The 21,011-nt window shown below is 62.5% G+C and carries 17 protein-coding genes and 2 pseudogenes; 10 read left to right on the forward strand and 9 right to left on the reverse strand.

Annotation, left to right across the window (positions count from 1 at the left end; genetic code table 11):
• Positions 1 to 435 precede the first annotated feature (435 nt).
• The gene (locus ACZ5M5_RS03175) at positions 436 to 1,200 is read left to right on the forward strand and encodes an SDR family oxidoreductase (RefSeq protein WP_003197302.1); all 765 of its coding nucleotides are present in this window, start codon (positions 436 to 438) and stop codon (positions 1,198 to 1,200) included.
• Between the two features lie 119 nt (positions 1,201 to 1,319).
• Here ACZ5M5_RS03175 and ACZ5M5_RS03180 read toward each other — a convergent pair whose 3' ends face one another.
• From ACZ5M5_RS03180 to ACZ5M5_RS03210, 7 genes are all read right to left on the reverse strand, one after another.
• The gene (locus tag ACZ5M5_RS03180) at positions 1,320 to 2,453 is read right to left on the reverse strand and encodes an AGE family epimerase/isomerase (protein ID WP_464738570.1); all 1,134 of its coding nucleotides are present in this window, start codon (positions 2,451 to 2,453) and stop codon (positions 1,320 to 1,322) included.
• Between the two features lie 197 nt (positions 2,454 to 2,650).
• Complete coding sequence (locus ACZ5M5_RS03185) at positions 2,651 to 3,223, reverse strand: HupE/UreJ family protein (RefSeq protein WP_464738571.1); 573 nt, start codon at positions 3,221 to 3,223, stop codon at positions 2,651 to 2,653.
• Between the two features lie 30 nt (positions 3,224 to 3,253).
• Positions 3,254 to 3,868 carry an urease accessory protein UreG gene (gene ureG / locus ACZ5M5_RS03190; RefSeq protein ID WP_060739393.1) on the reverse strand — a complete coding sequence of 205 codons (615 nt, stop codon included), beginning with the start codon at positions 3,866 to 3,868 and terminating at the stop codon, positions 3,254 to 3,256.
• A gap of 9 nt (positions 3,869 to 3,877) precedes the next feature.
• Positions 3,878 to 4,552 (reverse strand): urease accessory protein UreF, encoded by a 675-nt coding sequence (locus ACZ5M5_RS03195; protein WP_464738572.1) that lies wholly within the window; start codon positions 4,550 to 4,552, stop codon positions 3,878 to 3,880.
• Positions 4,549 to 5,049 (reverse strand): urease accessory protein UreE, encoded by a 501-nt coding sequence (ureE, locus tag ACZ5M5_RS03200; protein WP_060739391.1) that lies wholly within the window; start codon positions 5,047 to 5,049, stop codon positions 4,549 to 4,551. The genes ACZ5M5_RS03195 and ureE overlap by 4 nt, the downstream gene beginning before the upstream one ends.
• A 271-nt stretch (positions 5,050 to 5,320) precedes the next feature.
• A complete protein-coding gene (locus tag ACZ5M5_RS03205) occupies positions 5,321 to 5,953 on the reverse strand; it encodes a TetR family transcriptional regulator (protein WP_060739390.1) in 633 nt (210 codons plus the stop codon).
• A 157-nt stretch (positions 5,954 to 6,110) separates the two neighbouring features.
• Complete coding sequence (locus tag ACZ5M5_RS03210; RefSeq protein ID WP_464738573.1) at positions 6,111 to 6,644, reverse strand: hypothetical protein; 534 nt, start codon at positions 6,642 to 6,644, stop codon at positions 6,111 to 6,113.
• Between the two features lie 376 nt (positions 6,645 to 7,020).
• On the opposite strand from ACZ5M5_RS03210, the pseudogene ACZ5M5_RS03215 reads away from it, so the two are divergent.
• A pseudogene (locus ACZ5M5_RS03215) lies at positions 7,021 to 9,095 on the forward strand (AsmA family protein).
• Positions 9,096 to 9,225: 130 nt separating this feature from the next.
• Here ACZ5M5_RS03215 and ACZ5M5_RS03220 read toward each other — a convergent pair.
• The gene (locus ACZ5M5_RS03220; protein ID WP_060739387.1) at positions 9,226 to 9,756 is read right to left on the reverse strand and encodes a ferritin-like domain-containing protein; all 531 of its coding nucleotides are present in this window, start codon (positions 9,754 to 9,756) and stop codon (positions 9,226 to 9,228) included.
• A 119-nt stretch (positions 9,757 to 9,875) separates the two neighbouring features.
• Here ACZ5M5_RS03220 and ACZ5M5_RS03225 point away from each other — a divergent pair.
• The 4 genes and pseudogenes from ACZ5M5_RS03225 to ACZ5M5_RS03240 all read left to right on the forward strand — a co-directional run.
• Positions 9,876 to 9,992 (forward strand): annotated as a pseudogene (locus ACZ5M5_RS03225) (FMN-dependent NADH-azoreductase); the annotation flags it as partial.
• A 120-nt stretch (positions 9,993 to 10,112) separates the two neighbouring features.
• Entirely contained in the window at positions 10,113 to 11,003 is an 891-nt protein-coding gene (locus tag ACZ5M5_RS03230; RefSeq protein WP_060739386.1) for an esterase/lipase family protein, read from the forward strand.
• Between the two features lie 198 nt (positions 11,004 to 11,201).
• Positions 11,202 to 11,483, forward strand: coding sequence for a PsiF family protein (locus ACZ5M5_RS03235; protein WP_060739385.1), 282 nt, complete (start codon positions 11,202 to 11,204; stop codon positions 11,481 to 11,483).
• 230 nt (positions 11,484 to 11,713) lie between these two features.
• On the forward strand, positions 11,714 to 12,727 hold the full coding sequence (locus ACZ5M5_RS03240) for an AI-2E family transporter (RefSeq protein ID WP_103309839.1): 1,014 nt from the start codon (positions 11,714 to 11,716) through the stop codon (positions 12,725 to 12,727).
• A 116-nt stretch (positions 12,728 to 12,843) separates the two neighbouring features.
• On the opposite strand, the gene ACZ5M5_RS03245 is transcribed toward ACZ5M5_RS03240, so the two are convergent.
• Positions 12,844 to 14,118: an Hsp70 family protein gene (locus ACZ5M5_RS03245; RefSeq protein WP_464738574.1), complete on the reverse strand. Its 1,275-nt coding sequence runs from the start codon at positions 14,116 to 14,118 to the stop codon at positions 12,844 to 12,846.
• A 294-nt stretch (positions 14,119 to 14,412) separates the two neighbouring features.
• Between ACZ5M5_RS03245 and ACZ5M5_RS03250 the strand changes: the two genes are divergently transcribed.
• The 4 genes from ACZ5M5_RS03250 to ACZ5M5_RS03265 all read left to right on the forward strand — a co-directional run bounded on the left by ACZ5M5_RS03250 (position 14,413) and on the right by ACZ5M5_RS03265 (position 21,000).
• Positions 14,413 to 15,354 carry a DnaJ C-terminal domain-containing protein gene (locus ACZ5M5_RS03250; protein WP_060739383.1) on the forward strand — a complete coding sequence of 314 codons (942 nt, stop codon included), beginning with the start codon at positions 14,413 to 14,415 and terminating at the stop codon, positions 15,352 to 15,354.
• A gap of 210 nt (positions 15,355 to 15,564) precedes the next feature.
• Positions 15,565 to 15,864, forward strand: coding sequence for a chaperone modulator CbpM (locus ACZ5M5_RS03255; RefSeq protein WP_060739382.1), 300 nt, complete (start codon positions 15,565 to 15,567; stop codon positions 15,862 to 15,864).
• Positions 15,865 to 15,976: 112 nt separating this feature from the next.
• The gene (locus ACZ5M5_RS03260) at positions 15,977 to 20,782 is read left to right on the forward strand and encodes an NEL-type E3 ubiquitin ligase domain-containing protein (protein WP_464738575.1); all 4,806 of its coding nucleotides are present in this window, start codon (positions 15,977 to 15,979) and stop codon (positions 20,780 to 20,782) included.
• On the forward strand, positions 20,779 to 21,000 hold the full coding sequence (locus tag ACZ5M5_RS03265) for a hypothetical protein (RefSeq protein WP_464738576.1): 222 nt from the start codon (positions 20,779 to 20,781) through the stop codon (positions 20,998 to 21,000). Before ACZ5M5_RS03260 ends, ACZ5M5_RS03265 begins: the two co-directional genes overlap by 4 nt.
• Positions 21,001 to 21,011: the final 11 nt, after the last annotated feature.

Genomic DNA, 21,011 nt, shown 5'->3' on the forward strand with positions numbered 1-21,011 from the left:
CCGGAATGGACGCCAAAGACAGTGGGCAAGCCTGTGGATAAGTCTGTGACTAAACTCTGGAAAGACCGCGCTGAGCGCCGTCGTTACTGGCTTGGCGCCATCGCCCATTTCGCAGTGGCTTATAGCAGATAACTTGCGCTGCACAACCTCACTTGCAGGGTCAAGCGAAAAAAAATTCCAAATACCCCGAAAAGCCTTGTGCACAGCGGCCTGCGGGATTTGCACTTGCCCCCGATTACTGTGGACGTGCCTGTGGATAAGGTGCGAGCAACCGGCTGCGGGCCTTGTTGGGCGAGGCCTGGCGTGGATTGGTTGTTTTATGAGCAGCCGTGGGCCAAAAGCTCATGCGTAAGCCTTGCCCCTGGCGTGCCAGGCCGGGCATGCTGTGGGCCGATTTCCATTCAATGGCTTTTGAGTTCAAACAAGGAGAACACGATGTCTGACACCCTGTTTATCACCGGCGCGACGTCCGGTTTTGGTGAAGCCTGTGCCCGTCGGTTTGCCGAGGCCGGTTGGAAACTGGTGCTGACCGGTCGTCGTGAAGAGCGCCTCAATGCCCTGTGTGCCGAGTTGTCGAAGCAGACGGAAGTCCATGGCTTGGTCCTGGATGTGCGTGATCGCAAGGCCATGGAAGAAGCCATCGCCAACCTGCCGCCATCCTTCGCCAAGCTGCGCGGGCTGATCAACAATGCCGGCCTGGCCCTGGGCGTCGACCCGGCCCCCAAGTGCGACCTCGATGATTGGGACACCATGGTCGACACCAATGTCAAAGGGCTGATCTACAGCACGCGCCTGCTGCTGCCGCGCCTGATCGCCCACGGCCGTGGCGCCGGGATCGTCAACCTGGGCTCCATCGCCGGCAACTACCCGTATCCGGGCAGCCACGTGTATGGCGCGAGCAAGGCGTTCGTCAAACAGTTCTCCCTGAACCTGCGTTGCGACCTGCAAGGCACGGGCGTGCGGGTGAGCAACATCGAGCCGGGCCTGTGCGAGAGCGAGTTCTCCCTGGTGCGCTTCGGTGGCGACCAGGAGCGCTACAACGCGACGTATGCCGGCGCCGAGCCGATCCAGCCACAGGACATCGCTGATACGATTTTCTGGGTGCTCAACGCCCCGGCACACATCAACATCAACAGCCTGGAGCTGATGCCGGTGAGCCAGACCTGGGCCGGGTTTGCCATCGAGCGCAACAAAACATAAGACTGCGTTATCGTTCATCGCGGGCAAGCCTTGCTCCCACAGGCTTGATTCATTCCTGGGAAGTAGGGCTGCTCAAATCCCTGTGGGAGCAAGGCTTGCCCGCGATAGCGGTTTGCCAATCAGCCTAGATAATCGGCCAGCCCGCGATAGCAGGTCAGCAGGTGATACGGCGTGGTGGACGGCATGTCCCGGCGGCTGACGATGCCGTTGGCGTCCAGGCATTCGTTCCAGCCCTTGGCATGCAGGAAGTGTTGCTGCAAAGCCTGCAATTGACGCAGTAACACCCCCTGGTTGCCAGGGCGCAGTGTCAGTGCCCGCAGGTACTCGGCCTGAGCCCAGATGCGTTGGGTGGCATCGCGCGGGCTTGCTTGTGGTTCCTGGTCCAGCATCGCGCACACCGCGCCGGATTCCGGATCGACGCCGCGTTGTTCGGTATGGTCGAAGCTGCGCTCCAGGGCGGTGTGCAGCTTGCCGTTGCGCAACAGCGGCGATGAGGCCAGCAAGTAATACCATTCGAACTGGTGCCCCGGCTCGAACCAGTTATCCACAGCCTTGAGCGGTTTTTCCATCATGACCCGTTGCTGCGGCTCGATGAAATGCTTGGCCATCCCGTCGCACAAGCTCAGCAATGCTTGACGGACGTTGGCGTCTTCGCGGACCGAGAGCGTGGCGAGGAAAGCTTCGGCCAGGTGCATCAAGGGGTTTTGCAACGGGCCGGAGCCGGTCGTTGACCAATCGCGCTTGAGGCTGGCTTCGTAGAGCCCGTCTGCGCTGGCAAAACGTTGGGCGATGACTTCCAGGCTGGCGTTGAGCACCGACTCCACCAGCGGTTCGCGGACCTTGTCCCAGTAATGGGCGCAGGCGAACAGGATGAAGGCATGGGTGTAGAGGTCTTTGCCGGTGTCCAGCGGCGCGCCTTGGGGGTCGATGCTGTAGAACCAGCCGCCGTGTTCGGCATCGTGGAAATGCCGTTGCAGCGAGCGGAACAGGGCGCTGGCCCGCTCCTCGGCCTGGGGGACTTCGCCAATCAGGCTGGCGAACACATACAACTGCCGCGCACAGGCCATGGCGCGGTAGCGCTGGGGCGGCAGCGGCGTATGTCCGGCATCCAGGGACTCATAGGGCAGCGCCAGTTCGGCATTCCAACCCGGGCCTTGCCACATCGGCACGATCACGTCGTGAAAATGCTGATGCACTGTTGCGAACAGGGCGATCAATTCAGGCTGGGGGGCGGGGCGGGAAGCATCAGGCATCGGCGGAAGTCGTCACGGCTGGGGGAGGCGATTGCGCGACATGGTAGCAGAGTGACCGACTCCAGAGAGATGGCGCTTGTAAGTCCGTCATCGCGAGCAAGCTCGCTCCCACAAGGGCCACCGATCAAAGTGTGGAAGCCCGAACAAACTGTGGGAGCGAGCTTGCTCGCGATGGCGGCCAGGCAGGCGCTAAAGAATCAGCTCGCCAACAACCAAACCCCAGCCCCCGCCGAAGCAGCCCCGGCCAACCTGACCAATGGCGCCGCCGCTTGCGGCAACACCCGCACCAGCGCAAAACCTGCGCCATGCAGCGCCGCCGTGGCCGCGACGAAGCCTGCCGCATAGGCCCACGGGCTCGACATCTCCGGCAGTTCCAAGCCATGGGCCACGCCATGGAACAGCGCAAACAGGGCGGTTGCACCGACCGCCAGGCTCAACGGCGGACGCACCGCCAGTGCCACCGCCAGGCCCAGGGCGAGCACCGAGGCGGCGATGCCGCTTTCCAGCGCTGGCAGGTCCAGGCCTTCAAAGCCCAGCAGGCCGCCAAGCAGCATCGTACCGACGAAGGTGCATGGCAGTGCCCAGCGCGCGGCGCCTTGTTGTTGCGCAGCCCACAAACCGACCGCCAGCATCGCCAGCAAATGGTCGAGCCCGCCGATGGGGTGGCCGAGGCCGGCGATCAGGCCGTTGTCGCCGTGGCCGGGGTGAGCGAAGGCCAGGGCCGGGGTCAGCAGCAGGGCGAGGGCGCCGAGAATGCGTTTGAACGTCATGGATAAGCTTCCTTGTTGTCAGTCGAAAAATCAGGCGGCGCTCAGCAGGCCCTGGCGCTCGATGAAGGCGATGATGTCGTCCAGGCCTTGGCCGGTCTTCTGGTTGCTGAACACGAAAGGCTTGCCGTTGCGCATACGCCGGGTGTCGCTGTCCATCATCTCCAGGGACGCGCCCACCAGGGGGGCCAAGTCGATTTTGTTGATGACCAGCAGGTCGGATTTGCAGATGCCCGGCCCGCCCTTGCGCGGCAGCTTGTCGCCGGCCGAGACGTCGATCACATAGATCGTCAGGTCCGACAGCTCGGGGCTGAAGGTCGCCGACAGGTTGTCGCCGCCCGATTCCACCAGGATCAGGTCCAGGCCCGGGAAGCGCCGGTTCAACTGGTCCACCGCTTCAAGGTTGATCGAGGCATCTTCGCGAATCGCCGTGTGCGGGCAGCCGCCGGTTTCCACGCCGATGATCCGCTCCGGCGCCAGGGCCTCGTTGCGCACCAGGAAGTCGGCGTCTTCGCGGGTGTAGATGTCATTGGTGACCACCGCCAGGTTGTAGCGTTCACGTAGAGCCAGGCACAGGGCCAGGGTCAGGGCGGTCTTGCCGGAGCCCACCGGGCCGCCGATACCGACGCGCAGAGGTTGTGTATTCATGTGTGTCTCCTAGGAACGGAACAGGCGGCTGTACTGGCGCTCATGGGCCATGCACGCCAGGGACAGGCCAAACGCGGCGCTGCCGTAATGATCGGGGTCGATGTTCGAGGCGTTGTGCTGGGCCTGTTGCAACAGCGGCAGCAGTTCACTGGTCAGGCGCTGGGCCGCTTGCTGGCCCAGGGGCAGGGTTTTCATCAGCACCGCCAGTTGGTTTTCCAGCCAACTCCACAGCCAGGCGGCGAGGGCGTCCTGGGGGGCGATCTGCCAGGCGCGGGCGGCCAGGGCCCAGCCCAGCGCCAGATGCGGCTCGCTGCGCTGTTCGAGAAAGCCTCGCGCGGCGTGGTCGAGTTCCGGCAGGCCTGCGAGCAATTGCTGCAACGAGTAGCCCATCTGCCGGCTCTCCTGATACAGCTCGCGGGTTTCCCGGCTGGCGCGGTGCTCTTCGCAATGTTGCAGCAGCGCGTCCCAATCGTCAGCGGTGGCTGCGGTGCAGTGCGCCAGCAGCAAGGGAGCTTCGAAGCGTGCCAGGTTCAGCAGCAATTGATCGCTGATCCAGCGCCGGGCGTCGTCGGGGTTTTTCACCTGGCCATTGTCCACCGCCATCTCCAGCCCCTGGGAATAGCTGTAGCCGCCAATCGGCAGCTGCGGGCTGGCCAGACGCAGCAGCGCCCAGGCCGGGTTCATGTGCGCACGCCAAACTGATGCAGGCGCGGCGCGTAGTTGAAGTCTTCGTCGCCGTGCCGGGAATGATGATGGCCGCCGCCATAGGCACCGTGTTCTGGCTGGAACGGGGCTTCGATGGATTCGACGCTGGCGCCCAGTTGCTCGAGCATTGCCTTGAGCACGTAGTCGTCCAGCAGGCGCAGCCAGCCGTCGCCCACTTGCAGGGCCACGTGGCGATTGCCCAGATGATAGGCGGCGCGGGTCAGTTCGAAGGCGTTGGCGCAGGTGACGTGCAGCAATTGTTCGGCGCGGGCGCAGACGCGCACGATGCGCCCGTCTTCGGCCTGCAGGCATTCGCCGTCGTACAGCGGCGGCTGGCCTCGTTCCAGGAACAATCCCACGTCTTCACCTTCGGCACTGAAACAGCGCAGGCGGCTTTTGCTACGGGCGTCGAAGGTCAGGTGCAGCTCGGCGTCCCAGCGCGGTTGAGTGTCGATTCTGCGGTGGATCACCAGCATCGGAGTGCTTCCAGCAATGAACAGTGCTGTGTTTAGAGCAAGGGGCTTGCCAATCGAAGAAGGTGTAGGAAATAGCTGGGATGGCGTTTCAGGATGGGGCGGATTGCGTGCCATATTGGTGCGCTCCGGGGTGTTGCGCACCATTTTGCGGCTTGCACAAAAAACTGTGGGAGCGAGCTTGCTCGCGATAGCGGTGGGTCAGTCAGCATTGATGCTGCTGACAGACCGCAATCGCGAGCAAGCTCGCTCCCACAGTGGGTACATTCGGGGGTTATTCGGTACTGCCCAACCCTTGCCAATGTTTGAGGCCAATGAAGATGAACCGCAGTTGCTGGGTAATCTTCGCCTGGGGCGTGAGGTGTTCGGGGAGGGCTTGGGCCGGTGGGTCGATGATGTCCGGCAGGGTGGCGAACACGCTCTTGACGATGAGGTCAGCCATCACGCCCAGGGCGGCCAGGTCCAGGTGCTGCAGCTTGGGCATCAAGGCCAGGTCGGCGGCCAGGTCCGAGCTGATGCCTTCGCGCAATTGGGCGATGGCCTGGCGTACCGGCAGGGAGCCGCCGTATTGCTCGCGGGCCAGGAACAGGAATTGGGATCGGTTGGCTTGCACCACATCGAGAAAGATCCGCACCGACGCATCGATAATGCCGCCCATGACGAATTCGTTGTGACGTACCAGGCGGATGGTCTCGCGGAAGGTCTGGCCGACTTCGCTGACCAATGCCAGGCCCAGTTGGTCCATGTCTTCGAAGTGCCGGTAGAACCCGGTGGGCACGATGCCTGCCGTCCTGGCGACCTCCCGCAGGCTCAGGCTGCCGAAGCCCCGGCCGCACTCCATCAAATGGCGGGCTGCGTCCATCAGGGCAATTCGGGTCTGTTGTTTCTGTTCGGCGCGGGGCAGCATCGCAAGGCTGACTTCTGATTCACGGGAGCGACGCACTCTAGCAAATCGGCTTTGCCGACGTCGAACGGTAGAGAGGAGGCGGGCGGGAAAAACGAGGGGTTTGAAAAGTCAAAAGCCCGATTGCAGGAATCGGGCTTTTTTCTGGGCCACCATGGGCTCAGCTCACTGTGCCGTTGCGTTCGATCACGCGGTCACCACCGCCTTCGGCCACGGTATCGCCCATTTTAGTGCGAGAAGAACCGTCTTCGGCGAGGGTCTGGCCTGGGGTGCGGTCGGAACCGTCGGCTGCCAAGGTTTGGCCTGGGGTGCGGTCGGAACCGTCGGCTGCCAAGGTTTGGCCTGGGGTGCGGTCGGAACCGTCGGCTGCCAAGGTTTGGCCTGGAGTGCGGTCGGAGCCGTCGGCTGCCAAGGTTTGGCCTGGGGTGCGGTCGGAGCCGTCGGCTGCCAAGGTTTGGCCTGGGGTGCGGTCGGAGCCATCAGCTGCAACGGTATCGCTTTGCTTGGTGCGGTCATAACCGTCCTCGGCCAGACCTTTTTCTTCCAGACGATCACGGCCACCTTCGGCAACAGTCTGGCTGTAGACAGAATGGCTGTCCTTGACCTGTGGTGTAGCTTGTTCGGAGGCTGGCAGTGCGAAGGCAGTGGAGGCCAGCAGTGAAAGGGACAGGCTCATCAGTATTTGGCGTTTCATGATCGTTGCTCCTTGGGAGGGCGATAAAGTGGGTACGAGGGCAATGCTACTCTCGATAAGTCGATATAAAAGTTCATAAACGCAATGGTAATAATCAACAGAATTGATTGTTCGGGGCGAAGGCTCTAGAACGGGCGTTTCCGAGGTGTTGTTTTGCACCGCAGTGGGTATTTTGTACCCATCACTGCCTCGCAAATGGGCGGCTGCGGTAACAGTTTTTTGTCTGTTCGGTCAGGATCCTGGGATTTTTTGTGCCGTTCATCGGCACCTGTTGGCGGTTCTACCAGTCCAACGCTTCATGGCGAACCGTCTACAGGTTCGTGTTTCCCAAGGCGTCGCGGTAGCGGACGCTGACTTGTCATCAGGAGTTTTGTGCATGACGCGCACCTCGAAAATCCTCGTCTGGAGCTTTGCCAGCCTTGTTGTCCTGCTGGCGGTGCTGGTCCTGGTCATCGCGTTCTTCGACTGGAACCGCATCAAGCCCCCGCTCAATGCCAAGGTTTCCGAGGAGTTGCATCGCCCCTTCGCCATCAACGGCAACCTGGCGGTGGTCTGGCAGCGCGAACCGGGGGAAGGTGGCTGGCGCGCCTGGTTGCCGTGGCCCCATGTGGTGGCCGAAGACTTGAGCCTGGGTAACCCGGATTGGTCGAAAACCCCGCAAATGGTCACGCTCAAGCGTGTCGAGCTACGCGTTTCGCCCTTGGCCTTGCTGGCCCGGAGAGTGGCGATTCCGCGCATCGACCTGACGGAGCCCAACGCCAACCTGCAACGCCTGGCGGACGGTCGCGCCAACTGGAGCTTCCAGTTCGACCCGAAGGACCCGGACGCCGAGCCGTCCAACTGGGTGGTGGACATCGGCGCCATCGGCTTCGACAAGGGCCACGTCACCCTCGACGACCAGACGCTCAAGACCCGGCTCGACCTGTTGATCGATCCGTTGGGCAAACCCATTCCGTTCAGCGACATTGTTGGCGACAAGGCCGCCAAAAAAGCCCAGGACCAAGGCGCGACGCCGCAGGACTATGCGTTCGCCTTCAAGGTCAACGGGCAGTATCACGGGCAAAACCTGACCGGCTCCGGCAAGGTCGGTGGCTTGCTGGCGTTGCAGGATGCGTCACAACCCTTTCCGCTCCAGGCCCAGGCGAAGATCGGCGACACTCGCATCGAACTGGCTGGCACCCTCACCGACCTGCTGAACCTCGGGGCCCTGGACTTGCGCCTGAAGCTGGCCGGCAAAAGCCTCGCTCATCTTTACCCGCTGACCAGCGTGACCTTGCCGGATTCGCCGCCTTACGCCACCGATGGCCGCTTGATTGCCAAGCTGCATGAGCCGGGTGGGGCGCTGTTCCGCTACGAGGCGTTCAACGGCAAGATCGGCGACAGCGATATCCATGGCGACCTGGCCTATGTCGCCAGCCAGCCGCGGCCGAAACTCAGTGGTGCGCTGGTCTCCAATCAACTGCTGTTCAGCGACCTGGCGCCGCTGATCGGTGCGGACTCCAATGCCGAGCAAAAGGCCCGGGGCGGCGCCAGCAAACAGCCGACCGACAAGGTCTTGCCCGTGGAAGAGTTCCGCACCGAGCGCTGGAGCGTGATGGACGCCGATGTGGAGTTCACCGGCAAACGCATCGTTCACAGCGAGCAGTTGCCGTTCAGCGATCTTTATACCCACCTGGTGCTCAATGATGGCCAGTTGAGCCTGGAACCCCTGCGCTTCGGCGTGGCCGGTGGCCGCCTCGATGCGCAGATCCGCCTCAACGGGCACACCCAGCCCCTTGAAGGTCAGGCGAAGCTGACGGCGCGGGGGTTCAAGCTCAAGCAACTGTTCCCAGGTTTTGAACCGATGAAAACCAGTTTCGGCGAATTGAACGGCGATGCCGACATCGCCGGGCGCGGCAATTCGGTGGCGGCACTGCTGGGCACGGCCAATGGCACGCTGAAAATGCTCATCAACGATGGCGCCATCAGTCGGGAATTGATGGAGTTGGCGGGACTGAACGTCGGCAACTACGTGGTGGGAAAAATCTTTGGCGACAAAGAAGTGAAGATCAATTGTGCGGCGGCGGACTTCGATATCAAAACGGGCCTGGCGACCACGCGGCTGTTCGTGTTCGACACGGAGAACGCGATCATCTACATCGACGGCACGGCGAACATGGCGAGCGAACAACTGGACCTGACCATCACCCCCGAGTCCAAGGGCTGGCGTCTGATTTCCCTGCGCTCGCCGTTGTACGTGCGCGGCCCGTTCGCCAAGCCCGCCGCTGGCGTCAAGGCCGTGCCCCTGATGCTGCGCGGTGCCGGGATGGTGGCGTTGGGCGTGATCGCCGCGCCGGCGGCCGGGTTGCTGGCGCTGGTGGCGCCCAGTGGGGGGAGCCGAACCAGTGCGCGCCGCTGCTGGAGCAGATGAAGGCGGGCAAGGCGCCGGTGACGGTCAAGCCTAGCCGGTAGCCCGGTTGTGCGGTGAGGTGGCTGGCCTCATCGCGAGCAAGCTCGCTCCCACATTTTGAGCGCATTCTTTCAGACAGAATGCAGTCCCCTGTGGGAGCGAGCTTGCTCGCGATTGGGGCCCTGAAGGCTATTACAGATCGGCCAGGATATCGGCCATGTCATCGGCATGCTCTTCTTCCTGGGCCAGGATGTCTTCGAAGATGCGCCGGGTGGTCGGGTCTTTTTCGCCGATGTACTGGATGATTTCCCGGTAGCTGTCGATGGCGATCCGTTCGGCCACCAGGTCTTCGTACACCATTTCCTTGAGGGTATTGCCCGCGACGTACTGGGCGTGGGAGTTGCGGGTCAACAGGTCGGGGTTGAACTCCGGCTCGCCGCCCAACTGCACGATGCGTTCGGCGAGTTTGTCGGCGTGTTCGGCTTCCTGGTTCGCGTGTTCGAGGAACTCACTGGCCGCCACGCTGGCCTTGAGGCCGGAGGCCATGAAGTAGTGACGCTTGTAGCGCAGCACGCAGACCAGTTCGGTGGCCAGCGCTTCGTTGAGCAGGCGGATGACTTCCTGCCGGTCGGCGCCATAGCCTTCGGTCACTGCGCCGTTCTGCACGTTCTGCCGCGCACGTTCGCGCAGGGTGGTTACATCGGATAAGTGCATGTCGCTCATCTCGTTCTCCTGGAGGCTGATCCGGTTGGAGCGTCACGCTCTGCTGGCGCGATCACTTCTTAGGTGGAGTGAGGAACGAGGCAAAAGTTTAATGAAATGTGTCAGTGCAATTCCCATTCGGCATCACCGATGTGACGGTGGTGGCGGCCGAAGGCGAAGAGTCGGCCGAGCGCAGCTTCGCGTTGTCTTGTGCCGAGGCCGAGGAGCGCTTGCTGGCCTGGGCGCGATCTTTCTGAGAGGGGGCTGCGGCGCAGCCCAGCGGGAGCAAGCTCCCTCGCCACGGATTCATCTGGGTGTCATAGACTGGTCATCATCGGTACTGATGCTGATCCCTTCTTGATCACAAGGATGTCGCCATGTCGCAACGCTGCGCCACTCGTTACCCGCTGGTACTGGTCCCGGGCATGTTCGGGTTCATACGCCTGGTGCTGTACCCGTACTGGTATGGGATCGTCTCGGCGTTGCGTCGCGGTGGGGCCGTGGTGGTGGCGGTGAAGGTTTCGCCGTTGCATTCGTCCGAGGTGCGCGGCGAGCAGTTGCTGGCATTGATCGACGACATCCTGCGGCAAACCGGTGCGCAGAAGGTCAACCTGATCGGCCACAGCCAGGGCAGTCTCACCGCCCGTTATGCCGCCGCCAAACGCCCGGACCTGGTGGCGTCGGTCACGTCGGTGGCCGGCCCCAACCATGGCTCCGAACTGGCCGATTACCTGCAGGCCCACTACCCGGCCGACAGTGCCAAGGGGCGTGTGCTCAGTGCCGTGCTGAGCCTGATCAACGCCCTCATGAGCCTGCTGGACACCGGCTATCGCGGGCCGAAGCTGCCAGTGGACATCCATGCTTCCCACGCCTCCCTGACCACCGCCGGGGTGGCGCTGTTCAATCAAGGTTATCCACAGGGCCTGCCGGTTACCTGGGGCGGGCATGGGCCGGAAGAGGTCAATGGCGTGCGCTATTACTCATGGTCCGGCACCTTGCAGCCGGGCAAGACCGATAAAGGGCGCAATCTGTTCGACGGCACCAACCGCACTTGCCGTTTATTTGCCCGCACCTTTGTCAGGGAAGCGGGACAGTGCGACGGTTTGGTCGGCCGCTACAGCTCACACCTGGGCACGGTCATCGGCGATGACTATCCGCTGGACCACTTCGACATCGTCAACCAGTCGCTGGGACTGGTGGGCAAAGGGGCCGAGCCAGTCCGGTTGTTTGTCGAGCATGCGCAGCGGTTGAAGGCGGCCGGGGTGTAGGGTTTCGGATCGAGTTGTCCGCCATCGCGAGCAAGCTCGCTCCCACAATGGGCCTAGCGCTGCAACCCCCTGTGGGAGCGAGCTTGCTCGCGATGGCGATAGACCCGGCACAGGAGATCCAACAGATGAAGGTGTAACAGGCTTTGTCTACACTGCACCTCATCGCCGTACCCTCGTGCGGCAGCCAGGAGAAACACCATGAAGATGCTGCGTGTGCCTTTGTTGATGATCGGTTTGCTGCTGTGTTCCCAGGGTTTCGCCGCGACGGCGCAGCAGACCAAGATGACCACCTGCAACGCCGACGCCACCGCCAAGGCGCTCAAGGGCGACGAGCGCAAGGCGTTCATGAGCACCTGCCTCAAGGCTACACCGAGCACCCCGCAGGAACGTATGAAGACCTGCAACGCCACGGCCACCACCCAGGCCCTGAAGGGTGATGCCCGCAAGGCGTTCATGAGTGAGTGCCTGAAGAAAAAGTAACGGCCGGTTTTTCTTCAACCTTTGATGCCCTATCGCGAGCAAGCTCGCTCCCACAGTGGATTTGTGTTGCCCGGTTCGTGGTGGGAGCGTGCTTGCTCGCGATGGGGGCGGCACAACACTGCAAAAAAACAGCTGAACCCTGTCCAGGATCGGCCGATACAATGTCTAGTGCTGTTGGTGGATCGCTGGCAGACTGCCGATCCTTTCACGCCGTTTTGTCCTGAGGCTGTATGCCAACGTTTTCTCAGCGTCATGTATTGTTGGTGATCAGTTGGGTGATCATTTTTGGTGGGTTGTTGCTGGTGCTGCCACTGCGCCTGTTGCCGAGCCTGCTGGCCGGGTTGTTGGTGTTCGAGCTGGTCAACATGCTCACCCCGCAGTTGCAGCGCCTGATCGAGGGTCGCCGGGCCCGCTGGCTGGCGGTGGCCTTGCTGGGCACGCTGGTGGTCAGTGTGCTGACGCTGATCTTCGCCGGAGCCTTCAGTTTCCTGCTCCATGAGGCGGAAAACCCCGGGGCCTCCCTGGACAAGTTCATGACGGTGGTCGACCGTGCCCGTGGGCAATTGCCGCCGTTCATCGACGCCTACCTGCCGGCCAGCGCCGCCGAGTTCCGGGTGGCGATCGGTGACTGGGTGAGCAAGCACCTGAGCGACCTGCAACTGGTGGGCAAGGACGCGGCCCACATGTTCGTGACGTTGCTGATCGGCATGGTGCTGGGGGCTATCGTTGCCCTGCAGCGCATTCCCGACCTGACCAAGCGCAAGCCCCTGGCCGCGGCGCTGTTCGATCGCCTGAACCTGCTGGTCAAGGCGTTTCGCAACATCGTCTTCGCCCAGATCAAGATTTCCCTGCTCAACACCTTCTTCACCGGGATTTTCCTGGCGGTGGTGCTGCCGCTGTTCGGGATAAAGCTGCCGCTGACCAAGACCCTGATCGTGATGACCTTCCTGCTGGGGCTGCTGCCGGTCATCGGCAACCTGATGTCCAACACGCTGATCACCATTGTCGGCCTGTCGCTGTCGATCTGGGTCGCCGTGGCGGCGCTGGGTTACCTGATCGTGATCCACAAGCTCGAATACTTCCTCAACGCCCGCATCGTCGGCGGGCAGATCAGCGCCAAGTCCTGGGAATTGCTCATGGCGATGCTGGTGTTCGAAGCCGCATTCGGCCTGCCGGGGGTGGTGGCGGGGCCGATTTATTATGCGTATCTCAAGAGTGAGCTGAAACAGATCGGGATGGTTTGATCCGGTAGGGATGGCGCCTGATCTGGCGCCATCGCGAGCAAGCTCGCTCCCACAGAAGATCTATGCGATCCCTGTGGGAGCGAGCTTGCTCGCGATTCAGGCGCCTCGGTCCTGGATCAGCCCTGCGTGCCGTAGCGCTTCATTGCCTCGATCGCCAGCCCGCTGCCAATACTGCCGAAGATATTGCCTTCCACATGCCGCGCCTGGGGCAGCATCGCCGAGACGCTGTTGCGCAGCGCCGGGATGCCGCTGGAACCGCCGGTGAAGAACACCGTGTCGACCTGATCGACCCGCACGTCGGCATCGCCCAGCAACTGCGTGACGCTGCCGCGCACCCGCTCCAGCAAGCCGTCGATGGCCGACTCGAACAGCGCCCGACTCAGTTCCACGCTCAGGCCCGGCTCGATCCGGTCCAGGAGCAAAGGCCGCTGGTCGGTGTGGGTCAGCTCGATCTTGGTTTCTTCCACTTCCATCGCCAGCCAATGCCCGGCGCGCTGTTCGATCAGCTTGAACAGCCGGTCGATGCCGCCGGTGTCTTCGATGTCGTAGCGCATGCTGCCCAGGGCCAGGGTGGACTTTTGCGAGTACACCGCGTTGATGGTGTGCCAGGTCGCCAGGTTCATGTGGTGGCTGGTGGGCATGTAGGCGCCGCTTTTCATGCGGCTGCCGTAGCCGAACAGCGGCATCAGGCCGGCCAGGGAGAGTTGCTTGTCGAAATCGGTCCCGCCGATGTGCACGCCACCGGTGGCGAGGATGTCGGCGTGGCGGTTGTCGTGGGTACGGCGCTCGGGGGAGAGGCGCACCAGGGAGAAGTCCGAAGTACCGCCGCCGATGTCGACGATCAGCACCAGCTCTTCTTTCTCGATGGTCGATTCATAGTCGAAGGCCGCCGCGATGGGCTCGTACTGGAACGAAACTTCCTTGAAACCGATGGCGCGGGCGACGTCCACCAGGGTGTTTTCCGCTTCCTGGTCGGCCATTTCATCGTCGTCGACGAAAAACACCGGGCGCCCCAGTACCACTTCTTCGAATTCCCGACCGGCGGTGGCTTCGGCGCGTTTCTTCAACTGGCCGATGAACAACCCCAGCAGATCCTTGAAGGGCATCGCCGTGCCCAACACGCTGGTGTCGTGCTTGATCAGCTTGGAGCCCAGCAGGCTCTTGAGCGAGCGCATCAGCCGGCCTTCGTAGCCTTCCAGGTATTCGTGCAGGGCCAGGCGGCCATACACCGGGCGGCGTTCCTCGAGATTGAAAAAGACCACCGAAGGCAGGGTGATCTTGTCGTCCTCCAGCGCGATCAACGTTTCCATGCCGGGGCGCAGCCAGCCGACGGTGGAGTTGGACGTGCCAAAGTCGATGCCGCAGGCACGGGCCGGGGATGCGTTTTTCATGTCTTTCGGGTTCCAGTTGAAAAAACGGCCGCGCAGTGTATGTCAGTGCGGCGCGGATTCGAAGGCCGGTTATCTGCTAATTCTCGACCGCGGGCCTTGAAAGACTCTCTTATACCCCCAAACTTGCTGGCATGAGCCAGGTAGCGCAAGGCGGGTACAAGAACCGCCGCCAGCTGCCGATAAACTTCTGACGTGCCGCCCGGTCCCAATCTTGAGGTCGGTCAACCCGCTGTCCGGTTATCCGGGCATGCTGTGCGTGGCGGTGCGACATCGATAACGGATGGTGATGCCTAGATGGACTTCAAAGACTATTACAAGATCCTGGGTGTTGAGCCCACGGCGGACGACAGCACGATCAAGGCTGCCTACCGCAAGCTGGCGCGCAAGTATCACCCGGATGTGAGCAAGGAAAAGGACGCCGAGACCAAGTTCAAGGACGTCTCCGAAGCCTATGAAGCGCTGAAAAGTGCCGACAAGCGCGCCGAGTACGACGACCTGCGCCGCTACGGCCAGCACGGCCAGCCGTTCCAGGGCCCGCCGGGTTGGCAGAGCCGTGGCGGTTTTGGCGGTGGCCAGGACGCCGGCGACTTCTCGGATTTCTTCAGTTCGATCTTCGGTAACCGTGGGTCGGGTTTCGGTGGCGGACAGTCAGGTCGCAGCGCCGGCCGTCGGGGGCAAGACGTGGAAATGGAATTACCGATTTTCCTGGAAGAAACCCTGTCGAGCGAGTCGAAGAAGGTCACGTTCCAGGTGCCGCAATACAACGCGGCCGGCCAACACGTGAGCAACACCAGCAAGAGCCTGAACGTGAAGATCCCGCTGGGCGTGACCGATGGCGAACGCATCCGCCTCAAGGGCCAGGGCGCGCCGGGTGTCGGTGGCGGCGCCAATGGCGACTTGTACCTGACCATTCGTTTCGCTCCACACCCCAAGTTCGACGTCGAAGGCCAGGACCTGATCATCACCTTGCCCCTGGCGCCGTGGGAGTTGGCGCTGGGCACCGAAGTGGCGGTGCCGACCCTCACCGGCAAGATCAACCTCAAGGTCCCGGCCGGCAGCCAGAACGGCCAGCGCATGCGCGCCAAGGGCCACGGCCTGCGCAACAAGGCCGGCGAGCGCGGCTACCTGTTCGTGCAGCTCAAGGCGGTGATGCCCAAGGCCAGCGACGAAGCGGTCAAGGCGTTGTGGGCGGAACTGGCGAAGAAAGCGGCGTTCGATCCGCGGGAGAATTTCTGACCTGTGGTTGATGACCCGCTGAACACAAAACCTGTGGCGAGGGAGCTTGCTTCCGCTGGGCTGCGAAGCAGCCCCAAAACCATTGGACGCGCAGTGCCAGGAAAAAACAGTTGGCAGTTTTTTACGACTGCTATGCAGCCGAGCGGGAGCAAGCTCCTTCGCCACAGTCATGGCTAGACTCGACAGTTAAAGCATTGGGAGAAGCAGACCATGAACAACCCGATCATTGAACTGACCCTGACGGAATTCTGCGAGGCTGCCGCGTTGGCGGATGTCCATGTGATCGAGATCGTCGCCCACGGCATCCTCGAACCCCACGGCGCGGCCCCGACGGATTGGCGTTTTACCGATTACGAACTGGCCCTGGCCAAGCGTGCCGCGAAGCTGCGGCACGACCTGGACCTGGAGTGGGAAGGCGTCGCCCTGGCGCTGGACCTGCTGGAGGAAGTCCAGGAGCTGCGTGCCGAGAATCGTCGGCTGCGCCAGCAATTGGGCCGTTGGGTGGACTGACCGTGGCGGTTCGTATCCGTCATGTTTCGTCGAAAAAGCGATAAATAGTTACCGCACGCTTCGGTGGCACACTGGTTAGGCTCGGGTTTTCCATCGTCAAGGATGACCCGATATGCCAGGTTTCACCCCTCGTCTCGCCACTCCCCAGGGCGAGCATTTCGACCTGCTCAAAGCCCGTATTCCCGGCTGGTACAGCGGGGCTATCGTGCAACGCCAGCAGGAACTGAGCGACCATGAACTGACGCTTCCGGACTGGTATGCGAAAGCCTCTCCCGACCTCTGGAACAGCCTCAAGGACAGTCATTCCCGCTACCGCGAGCGCCTGAACCAGGTCGACAACTGGCTGGGCAATATCCAGGACATCCGCGCCTTTGCCGAACCCTTGCTCGAGCAGGCGCTCCTGGATGAGTTCAACCTCACGCTGAACGTCAACGAGGTGTATTTCGTCCGCAAGTACGGGCGCAAGACCCGCGATGATCTTTTTGGGGCGCTGGTCCTGGACAACGAGGGCGGCTACTTCGATCGCTACGAATATCGTGGCACGTCATTGCTGGAGGCGGCGCTGGCCAATTTCGCGCCAGAGGAAGCGCGCAAGCCCGCCTGTGCCGATTGCAGCCTCGTGACTACGGTGCGTCCGTTCCAGGGCGGCGCAGTGCTGCCTTCCATCGACGCCGTTCGCGCAGGGGCGTTGCCGATTGCCCCAGAAGCTTTCGCCCAGTTGTGTCGCACCCTGGACCTGGGGCGCCAGTATCAGGAACACATCAACGCTGTCCTGCGGCTCGACGACAGCAAGACATACAACCCGCTGGATCATTCACTGGAGGAGCATCACCGGCAGGGCCTGGCGCTGAACATCGAGATCGCCCGGGCCAAGGCCGACGTCAGCCCGGCGGTCTACGCGATGTTGCAGCAGGTGATCGACGGCGCCAGCGACGTCACCCTCGATGGCCAGGCCGTGACCTTCACCTCCCTGAAAGTGTTCGACATCGGACTGGTCGGCCCGCTGTTGATCGGTCCCGACCTCGAAAACAGTCGCCGGGTGGTGCCGGTCGTGGCCTACCTTCCGGGTGATCCCGAGCATCCCCTGAAAGCCTATGCCTCCAGCGCCGACTTCATGGTCGAACTGCGGCGACGCCTGCACGGTAGCGCCTACCGCCGCTTCTTCAGCCGTTTTGTGCCGCTGCGTCAGCAAGGGGTGTTTTTCCGGCAGTTCAAGCACTTCTATCAAACCTCCCCGACGGCCGATGACCAGGCCGATTACCCACTCAAATCGTCATTGCGCAACCTGCCCATGGGCGCGACGCCGATTCCCGGCGACCTGTGGGGCTCGCTACGCCTGCGGCAGATCGAGAAGATCCAGGCTGACGCACGCGCGGTGGCGGTGCCTACCGGTGATGAAGACCAGAAAGCCCGCCTGGCGCGCCTGGACAGTTACCTGGACGCGGTGGTCGACGTGTTCAACCTGGCGGCGTTCGTCGTGCCAGGATTGGGGCCGCTGATGTTGACGGTCGGGGCCGTGCAGATGTTCAACGAGGCCTTTGAAGGCATCGAAGCGTTCGAACGGGGGGAGACCCGGGAAATGTGGGCGCATTTTTCCAGCGTGGCCCTCAACACCGCCTTCGTCGCCACCGGTGCGGCGGTGCTGCCGCACATTCGATGGTCGGGCGCGGTGGATCAGTTGGAGCCGGTTCAATTGGCCAACGGCGAATCGCGTCTGTGGCGCCCCGACCTGAGGGTTTACCAGAGTGAGCTGGCGCCTCCCCCGGCGTCGAGTCCGGATACCCAGGGCCTGTATCGGGTCGGCGACCGGCAGGTTCTGCCGCTGGGTGACCAACATTATGAAGTGCAACGTGACCCGCAGACCCTTCGCTATCGCATTCGTCATCCTTCCCGTCCGCAGGCCTACCAGCCCGAGCTGACGGACAACGGCAACGGTGCCTGGCACCACGAACTGGAACAACCGCGTACCTGGGAAGGCCCGACACTGATGAGACGCCTGGGCCATGGCGTCAAGGGCTTCAGCGATGCTGAACTGGAGCAGATCCGCCTCGCCAGCGCGACCTCGCACGACGTGCTGCGACGGGTGCATGTCGAGGGCGAGCCGGTGCCGGCGTTGCTGGCCGACACCCTCGATCGCTTCGACCTCTGCCGACAACTCGACACGTTCATCGGGCAACTGCAAAGCGAGGAGCCGCTGCGCCATGACTTGGCCGAGCCGATGTTGCACCTGCTGACCCAATACGGCCCGTGGCCAAGAGGGCTGAAGCTGAAGATCGTCGACGGCGCCGGCTGGACACGCTGGGAGTACGTCCGCCCCTCGGAAGGCGAGACCCCGGTTCGCGAGGCCAGTCTTACCGAGGCCAAGGTCCGCACGCCTTCGCTGTTGAAAAACCTGATCGAAGCGGTGGATGCGGCAGGCGCCGACCTGTTGGCCACGGCGAGCCCGCCGATTGCGAAAACCAACATGGATGCTCGCGTCCGGCACCTGCGCCAGGCACTCGCCGAAGCGGCAGTAAATGAAAAGGTGCAGTTGCTCAACGACTACTACGCCATGGGCGAGACGAGAGGTGACCCCCATGTCACGCTGATCAAGTCCCGGTTCCCCTCGGTTCCGGCAAAGGCGATCGAGCAGATCATCACCCTGGCCGGTAGCGAAGAGTTGCAGCAAATGGCCGCCTGGGATTTCGACGAGGCCAGCCAGACCAAACCCATCCCGCTGCGCATCGCCGAAGAGCTGCGCCATTATCAGCGCGTGGTGCGTTTGAACCGAGCCTACGAGGGCCTGTATCAGGACGCCTTGGCCACGGCGGACACGCCTCGATTGGTGTTGGCGACCCTGGAAACCTTGCCTGGCTGGAGCGACACGGTGCGCATCGAATTGCGCGAGGCCGATGTGTCCGGCGCCTTGATCGACAGCATCGGGCCGCAAAATGCGCCGCAGACCAAGGTCGTGGTCAAGGACGATGATCTCTACCAGGCCTTTGACGACAGCGGCAATGAGTTGAGCCATTGGGGCAGTGTCTTCGATGCCTTGCAGCATGCCCTGCCGGATGCCGAACGCCGGGCCATGGCTCGGCCCTCGATCCATCACGGCGATCAGTTGAGAGAGGCCATCGGCGCTTCGCCAGTGGACCGGGATGTGCTGGCGAGCCGCTTGAAGATGCCCGCGCTCAAGCCCGCCTTCCAATCACCGATGCGCCTGGCTTCGGGCAAAGTCGGCTACCCCCTGGGTGGACTGCGGGATTGGTTGCGCCTGGGCCGCTCGCCAGAGAGTCGGGTGCAGGAGTTGTACCCGAGCTACACGGCGGAGCAGACCGAGGCGCTGTTGCGATCACTGGGCAATGGCGCGGTGAGGGAACTCAAGCGACGTAAAGTCGAGTTGAAAATGCTGCGTCGGGATCTGGACCGCTGGGTCGCTACCCTCGGATGGCGTCACGTGGGTAATAGCTATCAGCAAGTACCGGCAGGGATCAGGCAGGCGGTGGCCGAACAAATCGAGCGCTGCTGGAGGCGTCAGACCCGGGTCGTTGCAGGGGCCGATGGCCGCCGGCTCGGGTATGAGCTTGATTTGAGCGGATTGAACATCGGCGCGTTGCCGGAGCTGACGGCCGACTTCAGCCATGTGGGTGTGCTCAAGATGTCTGACATGGGCCTGACGCTGCACTACTGCGACAGCTTCCTCGACGGGTTCTCCTCCCTCAAGCGCTTGGAAATGCCGAGGAACAGGCTTAGGGATATTCCCGAAGCCCTGGAGGGGATGAGGAGTCTGGAGACGCTTCACCTGGGAAATAACCAGATCGGCCTGATACCTCATAGCATTGAAATCCTGCAAGGCCTTACCCGGCTGAAAAATCTCGACCTGGATAATAACTTGCTGGAGCGCCTGCCGGACTTCAGCAGGCTACCTGACCTGGAACGATTGCACCTGAAGAACACCGGGATCACGGCCTGGCCCACCGGCCTGCGCGACCAACCGCTGGAGCTGATCGACTTGCGCGACAACGGCTTGACCCAGGTGCCGGATCACCTGCTCGACCCGCCCGCCGATCGTGCCCATGCTACCGCACGCCTCAATCGCGTGACGTTGCTGCAGGGCAACCCGTTGAGCGAGGGGGTCCAGCAGCGCATGCGTGATTATTGGGCGACGGTCTTGCAGACGCGTCCTGAATGGGCGGTCCTGCGTTTGCCCGAGGCGTTTGGGTTTTCAGCGCCGGTCGGGCCGGCGAATATGCAGCAATGGCTGCGCGACCTGCCTGCGGGCCAACTGGCGGAAAAAAGCGCCTTGTGGCAAAGCCTGGCGGATGAGCAGCACTCGGGAGAGTTTTTTGAGTTGTTGCATCGGTTGGCCGCCTCCTATCAGGGGCTGGAAGATTATCCGGACCTCCAGGCCCGCGTCTGGCAGATGCTCGAGGCGATGGGCAACGCCACCGACTTGCGTCATGAACTGTTCGACCTGGCCGGCCGACCGGCCTGTGAAGATCGCGCCGCCTTGTCCTTCAGCTACCTGGAAATCCGCTTGATGATCCACAACGCCAGGGCCTTGGCGGTTGCAAAGGATGAGGCGGCAACACTGGTCCATCTGGCCAAGGGGCTGTTTCGCCTCGATGAGGTAGAGCGTATTGCCCTGCAGGATATCCAGCGGCGCCGCGATGCGATCAATGCCCGCACCGACCTGACCAACGATGAAACGCGCGAAAACCTGGCGCTGATAGAAGAAGTCGAGGTCCGTCTGGCTTACCGTGCGGGGCTCAAGGATCGACTGGGGCTACCGGGGCAACCCGCGGGCGGGGTTTTTCTCAGGCTGGGAGATGTCACCCCTGGAATGCTCGATGCCGCTGCCAATGAGGTGCTGGCGCTGGACGATTCCCCCAGCAGTTTCAGTCGCTGGTGGGCCGGGATTTCTGGATCGATTATTTGAAGCAGGCGCATGGGGCCTCCTTCCAGGCGCTGAACGACACCCTTATCGCCAACCAGATCGAGCTGGATGAAGCGAAGGCCGCCGGGACCCTGGAGGAAGCCGACTACATCAGCCAGTCCGAGGCGTTGGGCCTGCAACACAAGATCAAGGAAGCGGAGCTGGTCCAGTCGTTGACGCGAACCGAGCTGGAGCAGTTGCCGGGCAGTACCGACCTGTAGGCTGATCCTTT

It is taken from the genome of Pseudomonas sp. Van50, from assembly GCF_055390755.1.